This is a genomic window from Clostridium sp. D46t1_190503_E9 (genome assembly GCF_015555225.1).
Classification (GTDB): domain Bacteria; phylum Bacillota; class Clostridia; order Clostridiales; family Clostridiaceae; genus Clostridium.
The window spans coordinates 1-19,147 of record NZ_JADNKB010000009.1 but is presented as its reverse complement, the minus strand read 5'-3'; the positions used below and the strand labels follow the sequence as shown (position 1 = coordinate 19,147).

17 protein-coding genes are annotated in these 19,147 nt (G+C 28.3%); 15 read left to right on the top strand and 2 right to left on the bottom strand.

Annotated features, from left to right (window positions below; all coding sequences use genetic code 11):
• The first annotated feature begins 298 nt into the window (after positions 1-298).
• From I2E83_RS11385 to I2E83_RS11355, 7 genes are all read left to right on the top strand, one after another.
• Complete coding sequence (locus I2E83_RS11385; protein WP_195429880.1) at positions 299-2,803, top strand: tetratricopeptide repeat protein; 2,505 nt, start codon at positions 299-301, stop codon at positions 2,801-2,803.
• A gap of 292 nt (positions 2,804-3,095) precedes the next feature.
• Positions 3,096-3,413, top strand: coding sequence for a PTS lactose/cellobiose transporter subunit IIA (locus I2E83_RS11380; RefSeq protein ID WP_195429878.1), 318 nt, complete (start codon positions 3,096-3,098; stop codon positions 3,411-3,413).
• A 39-nt stretch (positions 3,414-3,452) separates the two neighbouring features.
• Entirely contained in the window at positions 3,453-3,785 is a 333-nt protein-coding gene (locus I2E83_RS11375) for a hypothetical protein (RefSeq protein WP_195429877.1), read from the top strand.
• 116 nt (positions 3,786-3,901) lie between these two features.
• On the top strand, positions 3,902-4,213 hold the full coding sequence (locus I2E83_RS11370; protein WP_195429875.1) for a PTS sugar transporter subunit IIB: 312 nt from the start codon (positions 3,902-3,904) through the stop codon (positions 4,211-4,213).
• Positions 4,214-4,273: 60 nt separating this feature from the next.
• Positions 4,274-5,635: a PTS sugar transporter subunit IIC gene (locus tag I2E83_RS11365; RefSeq protein WP_195429873.1), complete on the top strand. Its 1,362-nt coding sequence runs from the start codon at positions 4,274-4,276 to the stop codon at positions 5,633-5,635.
• Positions 5,636-5,705: 70 nt separating this feature from the next.
• Positions 5,706-6,800 (top strand): MupG family TIM beta-alpha barrel fold protein, encoded by a 1,095-nt coding sequence (locus I2E83_RS11360; RefSeq protein WP_195429871.1) that lies wholly within the window; start codon positions 5,706-5,708, stop codon positions 6,798-6,800.
• A 14-nt stretch (positions 6,801-6,814) separates the two neighbouring features.
• Positions 6,815-7,762 (top strand): BadF/BadG/BcrA/BcrD ATPase family protein, encoded by a 948-nt coding sequence (locus tag I2E83_RS11355; RefSeq protein WP_195429869.1) that lies wholly within the window; start codon positions 6,815-6,817, stop codon positions 7,760-7,762.
• 186 nt (positions 7,763-7,948) lie between these two features.
• On the opposite strand, the gene I2E83_RS11350 is transcribed toward I2E83_RS11355, so the two are convergent.
• Positions 7,949-9,127, bottom strand: a complete 1,179-nt coding sequence (locus I2E83_RS11350; protein ID WP_195429867.1) for a cation diffusion facilitator family transporter — start codon at positions 9,125-9,127, stop codon at positions 7,949-7,951.
• Between the two features lie 300 nt (positions 9,128-9,427).
• On the opposite strand from I2E83_RS11350, the gene I2E83_RS11345 reads away from it, so the two are divergent.
• The 7 genes from I2E83_RS11345 to I2E83_RS11315 all read left to right on the top strand — a co-directional run bounded on the left by I2E83_RS11345 (position 9,428) and on the right by I2E83_RS11315 (position 17,388).
• Complete coding sequence (locus I2E83_RS11345) at positions 9,428-9,919, top strand: hypothetical protein (RefSeq protein WP_195429866.1); 492 nt, start codon at positions 9,428-9,430, stop codon at positions 9,917-9,919.
• Positions 9,920-10,460: 541 nt separating this feature from the next.
• Positions 10,461-11,756 carry a M18 family aminopeptidase gene (locus I2E83_RS11340; RefSeq protein ID WP_195429865.1) on the top strand — a complete coding sequence of 432 codons (1,296 nt, stop codon included), beginning with the start codon at positions 10,461-10,463 and terminating at the stop codon, positions 11,754-11,756.
• Between the two features lie 225 nt (positions 11,757-11,981).
• Positions 11,982-12,887, top strand: a complete 906-nt coding sequence (gene murQ / locus I2E83_RS11335; RefSeq protein ID WP_195429864.1) for an N-acetylmuramic acid 6-phosphate etherase — start codon at positions 11,982-11,984, stop codon at positions 12,885-12,887.
• A gap of 30 nt (positions 12,888-12,917) precedes the next feature.
• Positions 12,918-14,279, top strand: a complete 1,362-nt coding sequence (locus tag I2E83_RS11330) for a PTS transporter subunit EIIC (protein WP_195429863.1) — start codon at positions 12,918-12,920, stop codon at positions 14,277-14,279.
• A gap of 165 nt (positions 14,280-14,444) precedes the next feature.
• On the top strand, positions 14,445-15,281 hold the full coding sequence (locus I2E83_RS11325) for an alpha/beta hydrolase-fold protein (RefSeq protein WP_195429862.1): 837 nt from the start codon (positions 14,445-14,447) through the stop codon (positions 15,279-15,281).
• A gap of 157 nt (positions 15,282-15,438) precedes the next feature.
• A complete protein-coding gene (locus tag I2E83_RS11320; RefSeq protein ID WP_195429861.1) occupies positions 15,439-16,518 on the top strand; it encodes a MupG family TIM beta-alpha barrel fold protein in 1,080 nt (359 codons plus the stop codon).
• A gap of 24 nt (positions 16,519-16,542) precedes the next feature.
• Positions 16,543-17,388: a MurR/RpiR family transcriptional regulator gene (locus I2E83_RS11315; RefSeq protein ID WP_195429860.1), complete on the top strand. Its 846-nt coding sequence runs from the start codon at positions 16,543-16,545 to the stop codon at positions 17,386-17,388.
• A gap of 288 nt (positions 17,389-17,676) precedes the next feature.
• Here the strand turns inward: I2E83_RS11315 and I2E83_RS11310 are convergent, their stop codons facing one another.
• Positions 17,677-18,105: a hypothetical protein gene (locus tag I2E83_RS11310; protein ID WP_195429859.1), complete on the bottom strand. Its 429-nt coding sequence runs from the start codon at positions 18,103-18,105 to the stop codon at positions 17,677-17,679.
• Positions 18,106-18,470: 365 nt separating this feature from the next.
• Between I2E83_RS11310 and I2E83_RS11305 the strand changes: the two genes are divergently transcribed.
• The gene (locus I2E83_RS11305) at positions 18,471-18,848 is read left to right on the top strand and encodes a hypothetical protein (RefSeq protein WP_195429858.1); all 378 of its coding nucleotides are present in this window, start codon (positions 18,471-18,473) and stop codon (positions 18,846-18,848) included.
• Positions 18,849-19,147: the final 299 nt, after the last annotated feature.

Genomic DNA, 19,147 nt, shown 5'->3' with positions numbered 1-19,147 from the left:
AGGAAAAAATCCCTAAGGGATTTTGAATGAAAAGTGCTGCGTACAAATTGAATTTTAAGTTTTACGCACTAAAACATCCTAAACTTTTCACTCTTTCACTTTTAACTTTTTACTCTTCCTGTGTTTTTGTAGAGTAATCTATAAACAACCTCATTTCATAATTCAGCTTGTCTGAAGTATCTCCTTAATTCTTTCATTTTTTCATTCTTTAATTCTTTCGCAACTAATAAGTTCTATAAAAGTTTTCCTATAAATAAAATATAAATAAGAAATTAAATAGATAGTTTATGGGGGAATGATGAAACTTAAATTTGACTTCAATTTTTTATTACTTGAATTTAGAGATTTGTATTATATTTTAAACAAAATAGGTGAAGAAAAAGATTATAAAATAGTATGCTCAAAGCTAGTAAAAATAATTAATCAAATAATTATAACAATACATTTAAATAATAAGTTGTTTTATAATAGTGAGAACTCATTGGTAGAAAATATTGAATATTTATCTAGAAAGGATATAATTCCATATGAACTTATGAAGTGTCTAGTTAATTATGTAGAGGACTTATATTATATAAAAGATATATTAGATGATGATGATGTAAGTATGAATAAGAAGAAGGAATTTGCAGAATTATTAAATGATCAAAAAGTCATTTATGAAACTTGTGTTTGGCTAGTTATTAATTGTGGAGAAGAGGATTACTCTCTATTTTATGATAAATTAGCAGACTATGAAAAAAAGATATTTGATAAGTATTTAAACTATGATGAATTGGATGAAGAAAATGTTGAAATTGATTTATTGAACTCAGTAAATGAGGTTGAATATGAAGAAGAAGATGATGATGAGATTAATTCAGTAGAAGAGTGCTTATTAGCTGGGGAAATGTATTATTTAGGAAAAGACGTTGAAAAGGATTATTATAAAGCAAAAGAATATTTTGAGAAGGCAGCAGAAGAAGGCAGTGAATATGCTGAAAGCTATCTAGGATTATTTTGGGAAAAGGGATATGGATGCGAAAAAGATATTGAAAAAGCCTTATATTGGTATAAGAAGGCAGCCTTAAAAGGAAATGCATTTGCTCAATATTCATTAGGATATATGTATTTCATAGGAGAAGAGGTGGAAAAAAACTTAGAGTATTCATTTAAATGGTATAGAGAGGCAGCAGAAAATGGATTTGCGCCAGCTCAATATGCACTATCATATCTTTATAAGAATGGAGAAGGATGCGAGAAAAGTGTGTTTAAAGCATACTACTGGTTAGAAGAGTCAGCAGAAAATGATTTTGAAGACTCTTATTATATTTTAGGACAATCTTATTTGGAAGGGAATGCTATAGAGACTAATTATAAAAAAGCCTTCTTTTATTTATCAAAAGGTGTAGAAAAAGATGATATGAATTGTCTTGAGAGTCTAGGAGATATGTATTATTGGGGTCTATATGTAGATGAAGACAGAGAAAAAGCCTTTTCACTATATGATAAAAGTATAGAATCAGGAAATATATCCCTATATTATAAGCTTGGTAAGTTATATGAAGAAGATAATAATATAAAGATGGCATTAGTAAATTATTTAAAGGGCCATGGCAATGGAGATTTAAAATCAACTCAAAGACTTGGAATAATGTATTATAACGGAGATGGAGTTGAAATAGATAAGAAAAAAGCATTAACTTATATGAAGGCTGCCATAGAAGGTGAAGATCCTCATTCTTTGTATGTAATTGGAGTTGCATATTTAAATGATAATAGAGAAAAAGGATTAGAATATTTAAAAAAGGCTTATGAAAAGGGATCATATTATGCAGCAGAAGCTCTTGCAAGTGAGTATCTAATTGATTTATTAAATGATAAAGAAATAAATGAAGATGAATTATTAGAATATATAAATTATGCTATGGAAAATGAGATGGTAGAAGCTATATATTATTATGGATTACTTCATGTGTATGGATTTGGTGTAGAAAAAAATAATGAGGAAGCTTTTAAGTATTTTATAAAGGCTGCAGAAAAAGGATCTCAAAAAGCTATGCTAAAGCTTGGAAATTGGTATAAGCATGGAATATTTGTTAAGGCAAACTCAAAAGAAGCTATAGAATGGTATAAAAAAGCAGCAGAAGAATATAATACTGAAGCATTATTAAACATAATAGAAATTCATGAAAAGGGAATAGGAATAGAAAAAGATTATAAGAAGGCATTAGAAGGAGCATATCTTCTAAGGGAAATAAATATAGTCGAAGGAAATTTAAAGCTTGCTTATTATTATTCAAAAGGGATAGGGGTAGAGATATCTAATAGCAAAGCAAATGAATATATAGAAGAATTATTAATTTTAGATGAAGCTAAGGCATATAACTTACTAGGGGAGTTAGCGGAAGAGAAATTATTTAATAAGAGAGAAGAAGATGCAATTGAATATTATCTTAAAGCTATTTCCTTAGGAGAAGCAAAAGCATATTCAAATCTAGAATATTATCTATATATAAGAGGAAGAAAAATAGATGAATTTGATAATTTAATCGATAGTGTTGATAAAAAAAGTTATAGCTTTGAGCAAGCGAAAAGTATATTTGTAGAAGGAAAAAATGAGATACTTAAAGGAAAAAATGAAAAAAATAGTGAATTGATTAAAGATGGAATTAAGAAGTTAAAGAAAAGTACTCGTTTAGGATTTTATGATGCTATAAAAGATATTATAGATTACTATGAAAATGAAGAAAAAACTAAAGATAACTTAATTGAATTATATAAGTATAAGCACAAAATGGTATACTATGGTATTAATATTTAGATTAAAAAGGAGCATAAAATTTATATGCTCCTATATTTTTGCTATAGTACACATAATATTAAATAAATAAATTATATGATGCTTAATGAAAAAATATAACTTGATTATAAATTTTATATATTTATAAAAAATGAATAATAAATAATTGGAAATTAATAAAATTAATACCTTAATAAAATAATATTTCAAAATTTTGAAATATTATTGAAATAAAAAAATAATAGTGTATAATAAAGGTATAATAAAAAATAACAGTCTATGTAAACGTAAACTTATTATAGGAGGAATATTTATGGCAGAAGATATGGAAGTAATAATCTTTGAAATTATTAGTCAAGGTGGTACAGCAAAGGGACTAGCTTATGAAGCTTTAGCAGCTGCTGAAGAAGGAAACTTTGATAAGGCAGAAGAACTTTTAAAAGAAGCAGATGTATGTTTAGGTGAAGCTCATAAAATACAAACAGGAATAATTCAAGCTGAAGCAAGAGGAGAAAAAACAGAAGTATCAGTACTATTTGTACATGCTCAAGATCATTTAATGACAGCTATTGAAGCTAAAACACTAATAGAGCATATTATAAAATTACACAAAAAAATAGCAGATATATAAAACTTATTTAATTTATAAATAAAGGAGGTATTATGACTTATGAAAAGAAATTCTGTTGTTAGCGAATTAAAGGCTAAAAAGACAGATTATGATATACCAACCTTTGGATTTAAGAGCGCATTTTTTATATTATTAGGAGCGGTAACTGGTACTATTATATGTCCAATGATATTAGGAATTTTTGGAGTAAGTATGAATTTTGGTATATTAGTAGGAAATACATTTATAACAAGTTTTGCTGTTAATTATTCAAGATTCTTTATTGAAAGTAAAAGAGGATATTGTAAGGCTTTTTGGATGAACTATGCATTCTTTGGATTTTCATTTGGAGTGATTACTTATTTATGGAGGTATTTAAATTTCTTTATTTAAATACTAAACCTTATGGAAACGTTATAACGCGTGAAAACGTTATATAAAATTAATGAATTACTTAATTTATAAACTAAATGTCAATAATTAATTATAAAAATTTGGAGGTATTATTTATGAAAGTATTATTCGTATGTTCACAAGGTATGTCAAGTGCAATAGCAGTTAATGCACTGAAGAAGGAAGCAGAAAAAAATGGTGTAGATATGGAAGTAAAAGCCGTAAGTACACAAGAATTTGAAGAAGAGGTTAAGGGAGGATATGATGTTGCAATGGTAGCACCACAAATTAGACATCGTTTTGAGTACTTGAAGGAATATGCAGATGCTGAAAATGTTCCATGTGCATTAATACAACCTCAAGCTTATAGTCCATTAGGAGGACCAAAGCTATTTAAACAAGTTAAAGAACTTGTAGAAGCAAAATAGTTTCATACAAGCTTTATATATTTACTTTTTATTTTATTTATTATAAGGGGGAATTAAATTATGAACAGTTTTGCTGATTTCTTAGACAAGAAGTTATCTACGCCTATGGCAAAACTAGCAGAGCAACGTCATTTACGTGCTGTGCGTGACGGTATTATAGCTACTTTACCATTAATTATTGTGGGATCATTTTTCTTAATAATTGCAAACCCACCATTACCAGAAAGCTGGGGGATTTATAAAACCCTAAAAGCTAATGCAGCTACAATAGTACTACCATATAGAATGACAATGTATATTATGACAGTATATGCTTGTTGGGGTATAGGCTATAGTTTAGCAAAATCTTATAAACTTGATGGAGTTACTGGAGGAACATTATCAGCAGCAGCGTTTTTATTAACACTTGTTCCAAAGAGTGTAGCAGCTTTAACTCCAGAGTTAATGGAAATAGTTAATGGAAATCCAGATCTTTTAAAATGGTATCAAGGAGTTCCACAAGGATTCCAAATGCCTATGGCAAACATGGGTGGAGGCGGAATGTTCGTTGGTATTATAGTATCAATACTAGCTGTTGAAATATTTAGATTTACTAATAAGAGTGGATTTAAAATTTCAATGCCTGAACAAGTTCCACCATCAGTTGCTAGAAGCTTTGAAGCTCTAACACCTGCAGCAATTATAGTTTTATTAATTGGTTCAATAACATATTATGTAGGCTTTGATTGGCATGGATTTATTGGGAAAATAGTTACTCCACTTGTAAAAGCAAGTGATACTTTGCCAAGTGTTTGGATATTAGCAATCTTACAAGATTTCTTCTGGTCATTTGGTATTCATGGTGCATCAGTAGTTGGCTCTATTGCAAGACCAGTATGGTTAATTTTATTAGAACAAAACTCAGCTGCAGCAGCTGCTGGAACTTCTTTAACAGCAATAGCAGCAGAACCTTTCTTCCAATGGTTCTTATATATTGGGGGTTCAGGATGTACTATAGGTTTAATTTTAGCTTTAGCATTTGGTGGTAAATCTACTTATGGTAAGCAAATAGGTAGAGCAGCTTTAGTACCAGGTATATTTAATATAAATGAACCTATAGTGTTTGGTGCTCCAATAGTATTAAATCCAACATTAATTATACCATTTATAACTGTACCATTAGTTACAGGTACAGTGGCATGGTTTGCTACCACATTTGGATTAATCAATAGGGTTCAATTGATTGCACCTTGGACATTACCAGGACCAATTGGAGCTTATCTAGCTACAGGTGGAGACTGGAGAGCTGCTGTATTAAATGTTATTTGTATTATAATATCAGTAGTAATGTACTATCCATTTGTTAAAATGTATGACAATAAATTATTAGCAGAAGAAAAAGGTGAAGCTTTAGAAGCACTAAACAAAAGTTTAAATGCATAATATAAAAAATTAAAAAAATAAAAAAGTGGTGAAGTAATTCACCACTTTATTTAAAATAGAGGTGAATTTTATGGGAAAATTAGGAATATCAATCTATCCAGAAAAAACTACAGAAGAAGAAATTTATAAATATATAGATAAAGCAAGTGAATATGGATTTAGTAGAATATTTTCATGTTTGCTTTCAGTAGATGATACTAAAGAAAATATAAAAAAGAACTTCAAAAAAATAAATGAATATGCAAAATCAAAAGGATTTGAAATTATAGTAGACGTAAGTCCAAGAGTGTTTGATGAATTGGGAATAAGCTATAAGGACTTAAGCTTTTTTAAGGAAATTGGAGCAGATGGCTTAAGGTTAGATATGGGATTTACTGGTTCAGAGGAATCATTAATGACATTTAATGATGAAAATCTTAAAATTGAAATTAATATGAGTAATAATACTAATTATATAGATACAATAATGAATTATATGCCTAATAAAGATAATTTAATTGCTTGTCATAATTTTTATCCACATAGATATAGTGGTTTAAATTTCGATCATTTTATGAGATGTACAGAAAGATTTAATAAATACGGATTAAGAACAGCTGCATTTATAACAAGTCAAAATGAAGGAACATTTGGCCCATGGCCTGTTACAGATGGACTTCCAACTTTAGAAATTCATCGTAACTTACCAATAGACGTTCAAGCTAAACACTTAATAGCATTAGGTAATATCAATGACATAATAATATCAAATTGTTATCCTACAGAAGAGGAAATGAAAAAGTTAGGATCTATGAGAAAAGATATGGTAACTTTTGATTTAGAGCTTGTAGATGGAGTTCCTGAAATAGAGCAGAAGATATTATTTGAAGAAATGCATTTTAATAGAGGAGATTTCTCAGATAATTTAATTAGGTCTACTCAAAGTAGAGTTAAGTATAAGGGACATGACTTTAAATTATTTAATGCTCCTGAAATAATTAAAAAGGGAGATGTAGTTATAGAAAGTAGTGAATATGGACACTATGCAGGAGAGCTACAAATTGCTTTAAATGATATGAAAAATAGTGGTAAATCAAATGTTGTAGGTCATATAAAGGAAGAAGAAATATTCATTTTAGATTGTATTAGACCATGGCAAAAATTTAACTTCAACTTAATTAAATAATTGGAGGTTAATCTATGTATTTTTTAGGAATAGATGGTGGTGGAACTAAGACTTGTTTTACGTTAATAAATGAAACTGGAAATGTTATTAATAGAGTTATAAAGGGAACTTGTCATCCAACACAAATAGGATTTGAGAATTTAGAAAAATTACTGAGAGAAGGATTAGAGGAAATAATAAGTTCTAGTAATATTTCTAAAAAAGAAATTACAAAAAGTTATCTAGGATTAGCAGGCTATGGAATAGTAAAAGAAATTGCAGAAGGAATAGCAAAGGTAGTTTCAAGAGTATTTAATGGAATGGACTATATCTTAAATAATGATGTTAGAGTTGCAATAGCAGGGGCACTAGCTGGTGAAGATGGAATAAATGTTGTTGCAGGCACAGGTTCAATAGCCTTAGCACTAAAAGATGAAAAAGTTCTAAGATGCGGTGGATGGGGGTACTCCATAGGTGATGAAGCTTCAGCATATTGGATAGGTAAAAAATCATTAGCATTATTTAGTAAGCAAAGTGATGGAAGATTAAAAAAAGCACCATTATATGAAATATTTAAAAAAGAACTTGAGTTAAAGACTGATTTTGAAATAGTTTCCTATGTAAATGAAAAATTAAAAGGTGATAGAGGAGAAATAGCAAAGCTTGCTAGATTATGCTCTGATGCCGCTGAATGTGGAGATGAAGGTGCAATAGCAATCTTTAATGAAGCTGCAAAAGAAATGGCAGAAATGATAAAAACTCTATTAAAAAATTATGATGAAGATATGGTTAAGGTTTCATATACAGGCGGAGTATTCAAAAGTGGGGAATTAATCCTAAAACCATTAAGAGAATATTTAAAGGGACATAATGCTGAACTAGTAGAACCAAAGCTAAGTCCAGATTTAGGAGCTTGCTTATTAGCATATATAAGTTCTGGAAATAAAGTCACTGAAGAAGCAATAGAAGAAATGAAAAAATGAAAAAATAAAAAGAGAAATTCTTAGGAGTTTCTCTTTTTAACTTTCTAAACTCCGTAGGAGTTTTTTCACTAATTTTTTAATTGAAATTTGAAATATATATTTCAAATAAATTTTCATTTCTTCATTATTAATTATGAACTATCAATTGCCATTGCCCATTATCAATTTTCAATTATTCATTGTTAATTACATGAAGTCATAGTCTATAGTAATAACACAATTATATTGAGGGTGCTCTTTTTTTATTGCATCCTTTATATCTACTAGCATTTTTTCTTGTTTCTTCTTATTACCTGATTCGGCTGCTTCTAATACTATATCAAATATTAGGTTTTTTATTTCACCTTCACCAACTATTCTGAAATCATGCATTGATTTTATTTCAGGATATTTTCTAAGTATTTTTTCAACATAATCCCATGCTTCTTTAATTTCATCAGTTATAACACAAATTGGATCCATGTGTATAACTAAATGTAAATTAAGATCTCTTGAAACTTCTCTTTCTGCTTTATCTATCACATTATGAATTTCCATTATATCTATATCAGATGGAATTTCGGCATGTAGTGAAGCTATAATTCTTCCAGGACCATAGTTATGAACTATAAGATCATGAACACCTGAAATATGTGGATAAGATAATACTTTTTCACAGATTTCACTTACAAGCTCAGGATCTGGAGCTTCTCCAAGTAATGGATTTAATGTTTCTTTTACTAATCCAAAACCTGCATATAAGATAGCCAGAGCTACAAATACACCTATATATCCATCAATAGGAAAGCTTGTGAATTTTGCTAATAAAAATGATATTACAACAGTGCTAGATGTAAAAACATCACCAAGTGCATCAGTTGCAGCAGCCTTTAAAGCAGATGAATTTATTTTATTTCCTATAAATTTATTAAAGGATGATAACCATACTTTAAAACCAATTGAAACTAAAAGTAATATAAATGGAACAAGTTCAAAAGTTATGACTTCTGGATTTAAAATTCTTTCAACAGATGACTTAACAAATTGTACTCCTACAAGCATTACCATAAAGGCTACTAAAAGAGCAGATAAATATTCTATCCTACCATGTCCAAAAGGATGCTCTGCATCAGCAGGCTTGTTTGACATTTTAAAACCAATTATGGTAATTATAGATGATGCTGCATCAGATAAATTATTAAATGCATCAGCAGAAATGGCAATAGAGCCAACTAACATTCCAACTGAAAATTTTATTAAAAATAAAATAAAATTTATTATGATTCCAACAATTCCACCTAAGGTTCCATAAGAATTACGAACCCTTGAATCCTTTGTATTTTCACTATTTTTAATGAAAGATTTAACTAGAAATTTAGAAATCATCTTATCACTCCTATCTATATAATATTTTCCCAATGAAGTGGTTATCTATTCAATAATAATTTTTAACTGTATTTACATTACTCTTATACATATAATCATTATTATATACTAAAATATACTAATTTCAATTAGAATAAATTCAATAAATATACTTACATTATTTAATATATTAATTCCATTCTTTGCAGCATTATATTCCCAATAAATGTATAATATATATATATTATTACGCAATTGTATTAAATTGAGTAATAAGTGATTTTATCGATTCATTAATTTTAATTTTAGAAGGAGATAAAAATGATTAAAAATAATATTAAGGCTCTATTAATTCATATAGTGATTAGCATATTATCATTTATAATTTCTATGCTTTTTCATACTCATGCTGCGAAGTGGGTATCCGAGGAAGCTGCTAATCAACATCATTTTTCTATGCTTGGAGCTTCTTTTTTAATTATTATAGTTTTATTATTTTTATACTATCATTTCAGCATGAAGTTTTTAACCAATCAATCATCTATCATAAAAAACATCTTATCATTTAGTATAATTGGGTTAATAGGCATAGTTTTATGGTTCATTGCGTTTTCTATTGATTTAACAGGTGGAACTCAAATTCTACTAAATTCAGAATTATGGCAGTTGTATAGTTTATATTATGGATACTGCGTGTCCCTAGTTTATGAAATAAGCACCACTAATCCTTACATTATGCTTGTATTTGGCATCTTGCCAATTATTGTTATGTATATTGGAGTAAAAAAGTCTAGAATTACGAGACAGAAATAATAAGTAGTTAGTTCAAAATAGTAAACTATTACGAACTAAAGACCAGTGAGTTAGAAATAGCTGGTCTTTTAAATTCTATATATATTATCAACATTATTTTAAAATAGAGCCTATTTAAAAAAGCTAAAATAATAAGCTTGATATATATGATAGATAGTAAATTTTATATAAAAATATTATTGACAAAAGTAAAATAAATGGTTTGAAAGGATATAACGTTTCGTTATACTCTTTGTCAATACATGCTCTCAATTAGAAAAACTACTAGGCCAAGAGTTTTGGTTAATTCGCTACGCTCAAACAAACCAACAAGACTAAGGTCTAGTAGCTTTTCCTTCACCAAGTACTTCTAATTGTTCGATATATGCTTATTCCAGAGTCTATTTATCTTCACCAACTTATATTTTAACACTTTAAACCATTAAATGAAGAATTAGCCTAATTAATAGATATCATTAAGTTTAAGTAGTAATTTATTACATAAGTATATTTTCATAAATATGGTATAATAGTATTAATCTTTACTTTAGGAGGAATTAAAATGGAAAAACAACTAGCATTAGATTTAATAGACTTTTTATATAAAAGTCCAACTGCATATCATTCAGTTAAAACTATAAAAGAAGAGTTAGATTCAAATGGTTTTAATGAAGTAAAAGAAAATGAAAAGTGGGACTTAAAAAAAGAAGGAAAGTATTATGTTATAAAAAATGATTCAGCTTTAATAGCTTTCACTGTTGGGAATGGAGATATTGAGGAAGATGGATTTAGATTAATCGGTGCTCATACTGATTCACCTGGATTTAGAATAAAAGCAAATCCAGAAATGGTTTCAGAAGGTAAGTATCTAAAGCTTAATACTGAGGGATATGGTGGACCAATACTTTATACATGGTTTGATAGACCATTAGGTTTAGCAGGAAAAGTTACATTAAAAGGTAAATCACCTATAAATCCAGAAGTTAAGCTTGTTAATATTAATAAACCAATTCTTATAATACCAAGTGTTGCTATTCATATGAATAGAGCTGTTAATGATGGATTTGCAGTAAATAAGCAAAAGGATACATTACCTTTATTAAGCTTAATAAACGAAAAGTTTGAGAAAAATGGATATCTAGTTAATCTTTTAGCTGAAGAATTAAAGGTGGATGCAAGTGAAATATTAGGCTTTGACTTAGGGTTACATGAAGTAGAAAAAGGATGTTTAGCAGGATTAAATGAAGAATTTATATCATCAGGAAGATTAGATGATATGTGGATGGTTTATGCAGGAATTAAAGCATTGATAGATAGTAAAACTAATAAATCAACTAAGGTTATGGTTTGTATAGATAATGAAGAAATTGGAAGCCTTACAGCTCAAGGTGCTAATTCAGCATTATTATTAAATATATTGGAAAGAATAACGTTAGCTTTAGGAAAAGATAGAGAAGGCATGCATAGAGCATTATCAAATTCAATAATGATATCTGCAGATTTAGCTCATGCTGTACATCCAAATGCTGAAGAAAAACATGATCCAACAAATAGACCTGTTTTAGGTAATGGACCAGTATTAAAGACTGCAGCATCAGGAAGTTATAGTACTGATAGTTACAATGCAGCTATATTTGAAGGCCTTTGTAAATCAGCAGGAGTTCCTTATCAAAAGTTCTTTAATAGATCAGATGTAAGGGGTGGAACTACTATAGGACCAATAACATCATCATTATTAACAATTCCAGTTATGGATATGGGTGCACCATTACTTTCAATGCATTCTATAAGAGAGTTAGCAGCTGTAAAAGATAATTATTATACTATTAAACTGTTTACTGAATTTTTTAATATTTAATAAGCAAATAATTAGCACAATAGTTATGTAAAATTATTAGATTAGGATAATGAAGTGAAATCTTTATCCTAATCTTTTTATTTTTAATAAAAACATATATCTGAAATAAAATAAAATATTTTTACTAAAGGTATTGAAATATCATTTCAATAGTGGTAATATAATATTGTGATGAAAACGTCGTCAAAAAGCTAGAAATTTATACTTTATTTCGGAGGTATTTATATGAATAAAATAAACTTAGAAAAATTAACAACAGAAAGTAGAAATCAAGATACCATAGATATAGACAAGGTTTCAACCTTAGAAATGGTAAAAAAAATTAATAATGAAGATAAAAAGGTCGCAGAAGCAGTTGAAGCAGAATTACCAAAGATTGCAAAAGCTATAGATGGAATAGTAGAAGGAATGCATAAAGGGGGTAGATTAATCTATATAGGAGCAGGAACTTCAGGAAGACTTGGAATATTAGATGCATCTGAATGCCCACCTACATATGGGGTATCAGAAGAGTTGGTTCAAGGAATTATAGCAGGGGGACAAGAAGCTATTTTTAGAGCTAAAGAAGGTGCTGAAGATTCAAAAGAGTTAGCTGTAGAGGATTTAAAGTTTAAGAATCTAAATGAAAATGATACAGTTGTTGGATTAGCCGCATCAGGAAGAACACCTTATGTAATTGGTGGATTAAATTATGCAAATGAAATAGGTGCATTAACTGTAGCAGTTACATGTAATGCTGATTCAGAGGTTTCAAAAGCAGCTAAGATTTCAATCGCTCCAGTAGTAGGACCAGAAGTAATAACAGGTTCAACAAGATTAAAATCTGGAACAGCTCAAAAATTAGTTCTAAATATGTTATCTACAGGAACAATGATTAAACTTGGAAAAGTTTATGGAAACTTAATGGTAGATGTAAGAGCAACTAATGAAAAGCTAGTTGAAAGAGCAAAAAAGATAGTTTGTGAAGCAACTGGAGCACAAAGAGAAGAAGCAGAAAAAGTATTAACAGAAACAAACTTCGATGTTAAGCTTTCAATATTTATGATATTATCAAAGCTAAATAAAGATGAAGCTAAAGCTATACTTGATAATAATAATGGATATATAGCTGAAGCATTAAAGAATGTATAAAAATTTAAATTTAAAATGGAGGGACGTAAAATGACAAATGCTGAAATAGCTAAAAATTTAGTTGAATTAGTAGGTGGAAAAGAAAACATAAAATCTGTAGCGAACTGTATGACTCGCTGCAGATTAGAACTTAGAGATTACTCAAAAGCTGATATCGAAAAGATTAAAAAGTCAGAAGGTGCCTTAGGAGTAGTTAATGCAGAAGGACAATTACAAATAGTATATGGTCCAGGTAAGGTTAATAAAGTAACAGCAGAAGTTAGTAAAATAGTTGGAAAGCCGGTTGTTTTAGGAGAAGATGCTGTTAAGGCAACAAAAGAAAAATTAAAAGCAAAAAATGATACTAAGTTTAAAAATATACTTAAAAAATTAGGAAACGTATTTATTCCTTTAATACCTTTATTCGTAGCATGCGGACTTGTTTTAGCAATTAATAATATTTGTGGTGTACAATTTGGCGATGCATATAAGACAACTACAGCAGGTCAAATTATCGGACTTATAGGTAACGGTGTATTCTCAATTCTTTCAATTTTAGTAGGTGTAAATGCAGCTAAGGAATTTGGCTCAGATATGCCAATGATGGGTGGAGTATTAGGTGGAATACTTTCATCAGCAACATTAGCTAACATTACTCTTTTGGGTAAACCTTTAACACCAGGTAGAGGCGGTATTATTTCAGTTATATTAGTTGTAGTTTTAGCGGTTTATATAGAAAAGGCTTGCAGAAAGTTTGTACCAGATGTGTTAGATTTATTTGTAACACCATTACTTACATTAACTTTATCAGTATTAGCAGCTTTATTTATTCTTCAACCAGTTGGTGGATTTATTTCTGACTCAATAGGAGCTATAGTTGCTCAAACAATTGCATCAGATAATATGTTTGTATCAGTAATTTCAGGAGCAGTTTCAGGAGCATTATTCTTACCATTAGTTATGACAGGAATGCACCAAGCATTAACTCCAATACATGCAGATTTAATAGCAAATGTAGGATATACAGTATTACTTCCAATATTAGCAACAGCAGGTATGGCTCAAGTTGGAGCTACTATAGCAGTTCTTAGAAGAACAAAAAATGAAAGATTAAAGAAGACAGCTAAAAATGGATTAGTACCAGGATTCTTAGGAATTGGAGAACCATTAATATATGGTATAACTTTACCACTAGGAAAACCATTCTTAGGCGCTTGTTTAGGAGCTGGAGTTGGTGGAGCTATAATGGCATTCCTAAAAGTTGGATCAGTTGCAATTGGAGTTTCAGGATTACCACTTGCATTATTAATAGCAGATGGAAAAATGCTTGTTTTCTTAATAGGAGTACTTGTATCATATGTAGCAGGATATTTATTTACAGAAATGCTTGGATTTGAAGATCCAGTAGAATAAGAAATAACCAATAATTTATAAAAGATAATTAGGGAAATAACTCAGCGAGATGAGTTATGAAAAATAGATTAAAAGGCTGTCGAGGACAGCCTTTTAATTTAAAATATAGAATTTTAAATTCTATTAGTATTTAATACTAAAATATTTAAATTTAGAGGGTGTGAAATGGGTAATAATTTAGAATCTATAGGGCAAACAAAAGTTGAAGATAAAAGCAAATTAGAAGAAAAGACATCTCAAGTAATAGCAGATACTAAGTGGTCTGATACAATGAAAATACATTGGAATCATAGAGTATATCTTCCTAAAGAGTATGAGGAAAAGTTAAACAAAAAGTATCCAGTGCTTTATGTTTTACATGGATGGGGTGGAAATGTTACTAATACAACTGATGAAACTAGAATAGATTCAAAATCAATACTAGATAAGTTAATTGGTGATAAAGAAATTGAACCTATGATAGTAGTATTTGTAGATGGATTTAATAGTTATTATGTAGATGGTCCAACTTTTAAAATGAAGAGTGCAATAATTAATGATTTAATTCCATTAATAGATTCTAAGTATAGAACTTTAAGCAATAAAAATAATAGAGCTATAGCGGGAATTTCTATGGGTGGATTTGGATCATTGAGTATTGCATTAAGTAATAGTAATATGTTTTCTTCAGTTGGTTTAATGTCACCAGCAATTTGGGATGTTATAGAAAAAGATAACAGTATTTATGGGAGTCCATTAGAAGAGAAGTATTATGAGAATTCATATAAAAACTTGATTGAAAAGGTTAAATCAAAAGATATAGATATTTTTGTTTATTATGGAAAGGCAGATGAAGTAATAAACTATAAGAACATTGAAAACTTTATTAGTTTTATTAAAAACTTTGGATTTAATGTAAAATATGAATGTGAAGATCAAGGGACTCACGCTTGGCCAACATGGAGAGAAATGTATCCTAAGGTATTAAGGGATATAAGTAATAACTTAAAAAAGTCTAAATAAAAATGCAAGAATGAAGAAATGAAAGAGTGAAAAAGTTAAGGATAAAATCTTTTATTTTAAGTTCTAAATTATTCACTTTAAATTGTGACAAATTATTATCCTTAACTTTTTCACTAGTTCACTTTTAATTATAAATTCAATTAAGGAGAGTGTTAATATGAGTTATGGATTTTCAGTTTATTTTGGATTAGATAATACTAAGGAAGAAAATATTCAATTGCTAAAGGATGCTCATAGCTTAGGCTTTAGTAGAATTTTTACTTCTCTTCATATACCAGAGGCTAATTATGAAGTTTTAAAGAAAGAAGTTAGAGAATTCTTTGCTTTAGCTAAGGAATATGATATGGACATAATTAGTGATATATCACCTAATACTTTTAAATTTTTAGATTTAGAAGACATGGATTTAAAGGGTTTAAGGGATATGGGAGTTAAAACTATAAGGATAGATTTTGGCTATAGTGAAGAAGATATAGCTAAAATGAGTAGAAATGAATATGGAATTAAAATTCAATTAAATGCTTCAACTATTACAGAAGAGTTTTTTGATGAACTTGATAAATGGTCACCAGACTATAGTAATGTAGATGCATTGCATAATTTCTATCCAAGAGTTGGAACTGCAATTTCAGAAGAATGTATGATAAATAAAAATAATATCCTTAGTAAAAGAAATATAAATCCTTGTGCCTTTGTACAATCAAATAACAGAAAAAGAAGCCCATTAAAGGATGGATTGCCAACTCTTGAAGATCATAGGGGGATGGAAGTAAGAGAAGCTGCTAATCATTTATTTGCTTTAGGAAATAAATCTGTTTTTATAGGAGATTCTCTTCCTAGTTTAGAAGAACTAAAGGATTTAGCATCTTTAGATCCAAATACTATAGAGTTGGATATAGAAGTAAAAACTAAAGATAAAGTAATACTTAGAATTCTAGATAAAGTTTATACAGCCAGAACAGATGAGGCTAGAGATGCTATTAGAGCAAGTGAAAGTAGATTAATATTAAATGGTGATGTTATTGAGCCATTTAATACAGTAAATAAGAAATTTGGAGATATTTCAATAGATAATAAAGACTATATGAGATATATGGGTGAACTTCAAATATTAAAAACAAATCAAGATAAAGATTTCAGAACAAATATTGTAGCTTCTATTTTACAAAAGGATATATATTTATTAAAATATATACAAGGTGCAAAGAAATTTCACTTTAATATAGTTAATAAATAAATCAAAGAATAGTAGGGTGTGAAAATGAACGTATTGCAGTATATAAAACAGAACTTCGAGAGCTTTACAGATAGAGAAAAATTAATAGCTGAGTACTTACTTAGCAATAAAAAAAGCATTATAGGTATGTCAGCAAAGGAAATAGGAGATATTACAAATACTTCAGCTCCAACAGTTGTAAGATTTTCAAAAAAGATAGGCTTTGATTCACTTAATGAAATGAAATTACAGCTATCAATAAACTTGCAAAGTGATGAAGAAAATACAGATTTTGAATATCTACATGGTGATTTATCAACCCAAAATATAATTCATGGTATAAAGAAATCCATAGATTCAATTATGAATCAAACAATTAGTACTTTAAAAGAAGAGGAATTGGAAAAAGCTATAGATGTTCTTAATGGTGCTAAAAATATATATATATTTAGCGTAGGAGTTTCTAGTTTGGTAGGAATGGACTTTTATTATAAGTTAAGTAGAATAAATAAGAGATGTATTGCACATTCTGATACACATCTTCAAATTACATCCTCAGCACTTATGGAGAAAGGAGATGTAGCAATAGCTATATCTTATTCTGGAGAAACAAAAGAAGTAATAAAATGTGCAGAAAATGCTAAAAAAGCTAAAGTTCCAGTTATAGCAATTACAAAAGCTAGTATAAACAATACATTAGCAGATATATCAGATATAGTACTGCAAGTACCTTTTGTAGAAAAGACTTTAAGAGAAGGTGCAATGAGTTCAAGAATATCACAACTTTCAATAATAGATATGCTGTTTATAGGAATGGCAAAAACAAACCTAAAAGGCGTAGAAGAAAAACTTAGAATAACAAGAAAAGCTGTGGAAGAACTTAAGAATTAGTGAAAGAATTAAGAAATGAAAGAATGAAAATTTATTTGAAATAGAGATTTCAAATTTCAGTGAAAGAATAGAATTCAACTAATAATTGACAATGTATAATGGATAAAAAGAGAAATTCGAAAGAATTTCTCTTTTTATTTTTTATAATTCAACGTAGGTTAATTATTACCCGAATTTTAAATTTAAAATTATAAATTATATCGGCAATTCTTTCACTCTTTTTTTATTATTATATAGTATTTATCTTCGGTTGATTCTTCAGTTGAAACATTAATAAAATTAATTTTATTAATATCCCCATGTTTTAAGTGACCATTTGTCATTTGAGTTATTGCGAACTAAAATCCATTGCCATTCGCAGTAAGTTGTATTAGGATTTAGTGATCCATCCATACCAGAAGAACCTACATTAAAGTTTGATAATAAAATTATTGCTTCATCTGCATTATATTGTTTTGCCCATTCTGATTCTGAACGCCTACTTATATTTTCACCATACCATAAATCTGTTAATATACACCCTTTAAAATCTTTTTCAAATTTTTTCTTAACAATATTCATTGCATCTTTAATTTCCTCTTCACTATAAATTTCTGATTTTACAAAACCTTCACTAACATTATCTATGTTACCAACTTTGTAAGTATTAAGATAATAGATTATTATCCCTATTAAACATGCTGAAAGAGTGAGCATGATAAATTTATTTTTTTTCACTTAATTCTCCCCCTTTTATTTATACTTAATGAATTACTCAATATACTTATTCAGTATTCATATTATTATTATACAGTATCTATTATTAATGATTACTTAAAATGGAAAATTAACATTGTTAATATAAATAGTGCTTGAATACTTTTAAATTCTTTTATCTTAGCATAATTATGATATATAGTACTATAAACCATAAAATTTTTAATTATAATAGATTTTTTATAATATAAAGGAATTCGTCAATTTATGATATTTCATATAGTTTATTAATATTTACTGGACTACGTATAGTTGAAAAAGTATATAATAAATATGTGTATATAGCAATAAATGTATATTACCTTTTGGTGGGAGGTGAAAATAAGATGAAAAGAAATTTAAGTTTCGCAATTATAATTGGAATAGTTTTTTCGATAATGACAGGATGTGTAGTGAGAAATAAAAGTTCAGCACATAATACTATTAAAGAAGGTACTGAAATAAGTGATATTTATACTTATAATGTTGAAGATGATTTTAAAAGAATGAAATTAGAAATAAATCTAACTCTTAATAAAGGCAAAGTTAAATTTGAACTTAAAGACCCAAATGGAAATATACAATGGAGCGAGGAAGTTACAACTGATAAAGCTTTAAAAGAAATAAAAAGCTTTGATAAGGTAGTAGGGGAATGGACACTAACATTTGAAAATATTGATAACACAGGTGAAGGAGAATTCGACTTACAATTTAATAGACTCTAAAAATAATTGATAATTGAGGTTATAATTCAAAGAAGGTGAATTATAACCTCAATTTTAAATTCTAAATTTTAAATCATATCAACAATATTTTCATTTTTATTTATTAGATTCTGTTTTAAAAGAATGCTGGTATTATAGTGAGGGAAAAGTAGAGAATTAATTGTCAATTCTTAATTCGTAATAGTTTAAAATTGCAAATTAGTTATTAATAATTTTATTAATTGTCATGCTATAAGTTAAGAATATAAATACAACAAGTATTGCTATATAACTAACTACTAAAAATATTTTTTCTTTGT

Bases quoted from the DNA above. Each gene is read 5' to 3' on its own strand.
- I2E83_RS11385 (WP_195429880.1), top strand. From the start codon at position 299: ATGAAACTTAAATTTGACTTCAATTTTTTATTACTTGAATTTAGAGAT.
- I2E83_RS11380 (WP_195429878.1), top strand. From the start codon at position 3,096: ATGGCAGAAGATATGGAAGTAATAATCTTTGAAATTATTAGTCAAGGT.
- I2E83_RS11375 (WP_195429877.1), top strand. From the start codon at position 3,453: ATGAAAAGAAATTCTGTTGTTAGCGAATTAAAGGCTAAAAAGACAGAT.
- I2E83_RS11370 (WP_195429875.1), top strand. From the start codon at position 3,902: ATGAAAGTATTATTCGTATGTTCACAAGGTATGTCAAGTGCAATAGCA.
- I2E83_RS11365 (WP_195429873.1), top strand. From the start codon at position 4,274: ATGAACAGTTTTGCTGATTTCTTAGACAAGAAGTTATCTACGCCTATG.
- I2E83_RS11360 (WP_195429871.1), top strand. From the start codon at position 5,706: ATGGGAAAATTAGGAATATCAATCTATCCAGAAAAAACTACAGAAGAA.
- I2E83_RS11355 (WP_195429869.1), top strand. From the start codon at position 6,815: ATGTATTTTTTAGGAATAGATGGTGGTGGAACTAAGACTTGTTTTACG.
- I2E83_RS11350 (WP_195429867.1), bottom strand. From the start codon at position 9,127: ATGATTTCTAAATTTCTAGTTAAATCTTTCATTAAAAATAGTGAAAAT.
- I2E83_RS11345 (WP_195429866.1), top strand. From the start codon at position 9,428: ATGATTAAAAATAATATTAAGGCTCTATTAATTCATATAGTGATTAGC.
- I2E83_RS11340 (WP_195429865.1), top strand. From the start codon at position 10,461: ATGGAAAAACAACTAGCATTAGATTTAATAGACTTTTTATATAAAAGT.
- murQ (WP_195429864.1), top strand. From the start codon at position 11,982: ATGAATAAAATAAACTTAGAAAAATTAACAACAGAAAGTAGAAATCAA.
- I2E83_RS11330 (WP_195429863.1), top strand. From the start codon at position 12,918: ATGACAAATGCTGAAATAGCTAAAAATTTAGTTGAATTAGTAGGTGGA.
- I2E83_RS11325 (WP_195429862.1), top strand. From the start codon at position 14,445: ATGGGTAATAATTTAGAATCTATAGGGCAAACAAAAGTTGAAGATAAA.
- I2E83_RS11320 (WP_195429861.1), top strand. From the start codon at position 15,439: ATGAGTTATGGATTTTCAGTTTATTTTGGATTAGATAATACTAAGGAA.
- I2E83_RS11315 (WP_195429860.1), top strand. From the start codon at position 16,543: ATGAACGTATTGCAGTATATAAAACAGAACTTCGAGAGCTTTACAGAT.
- I2E83_RS11305 (WP_195429858.1), top strand. From the start codon at position 18,471: ATGAAAAGAAATTTAAGTTTCGCAATTATAATTGGAATAGTTTTTTCG.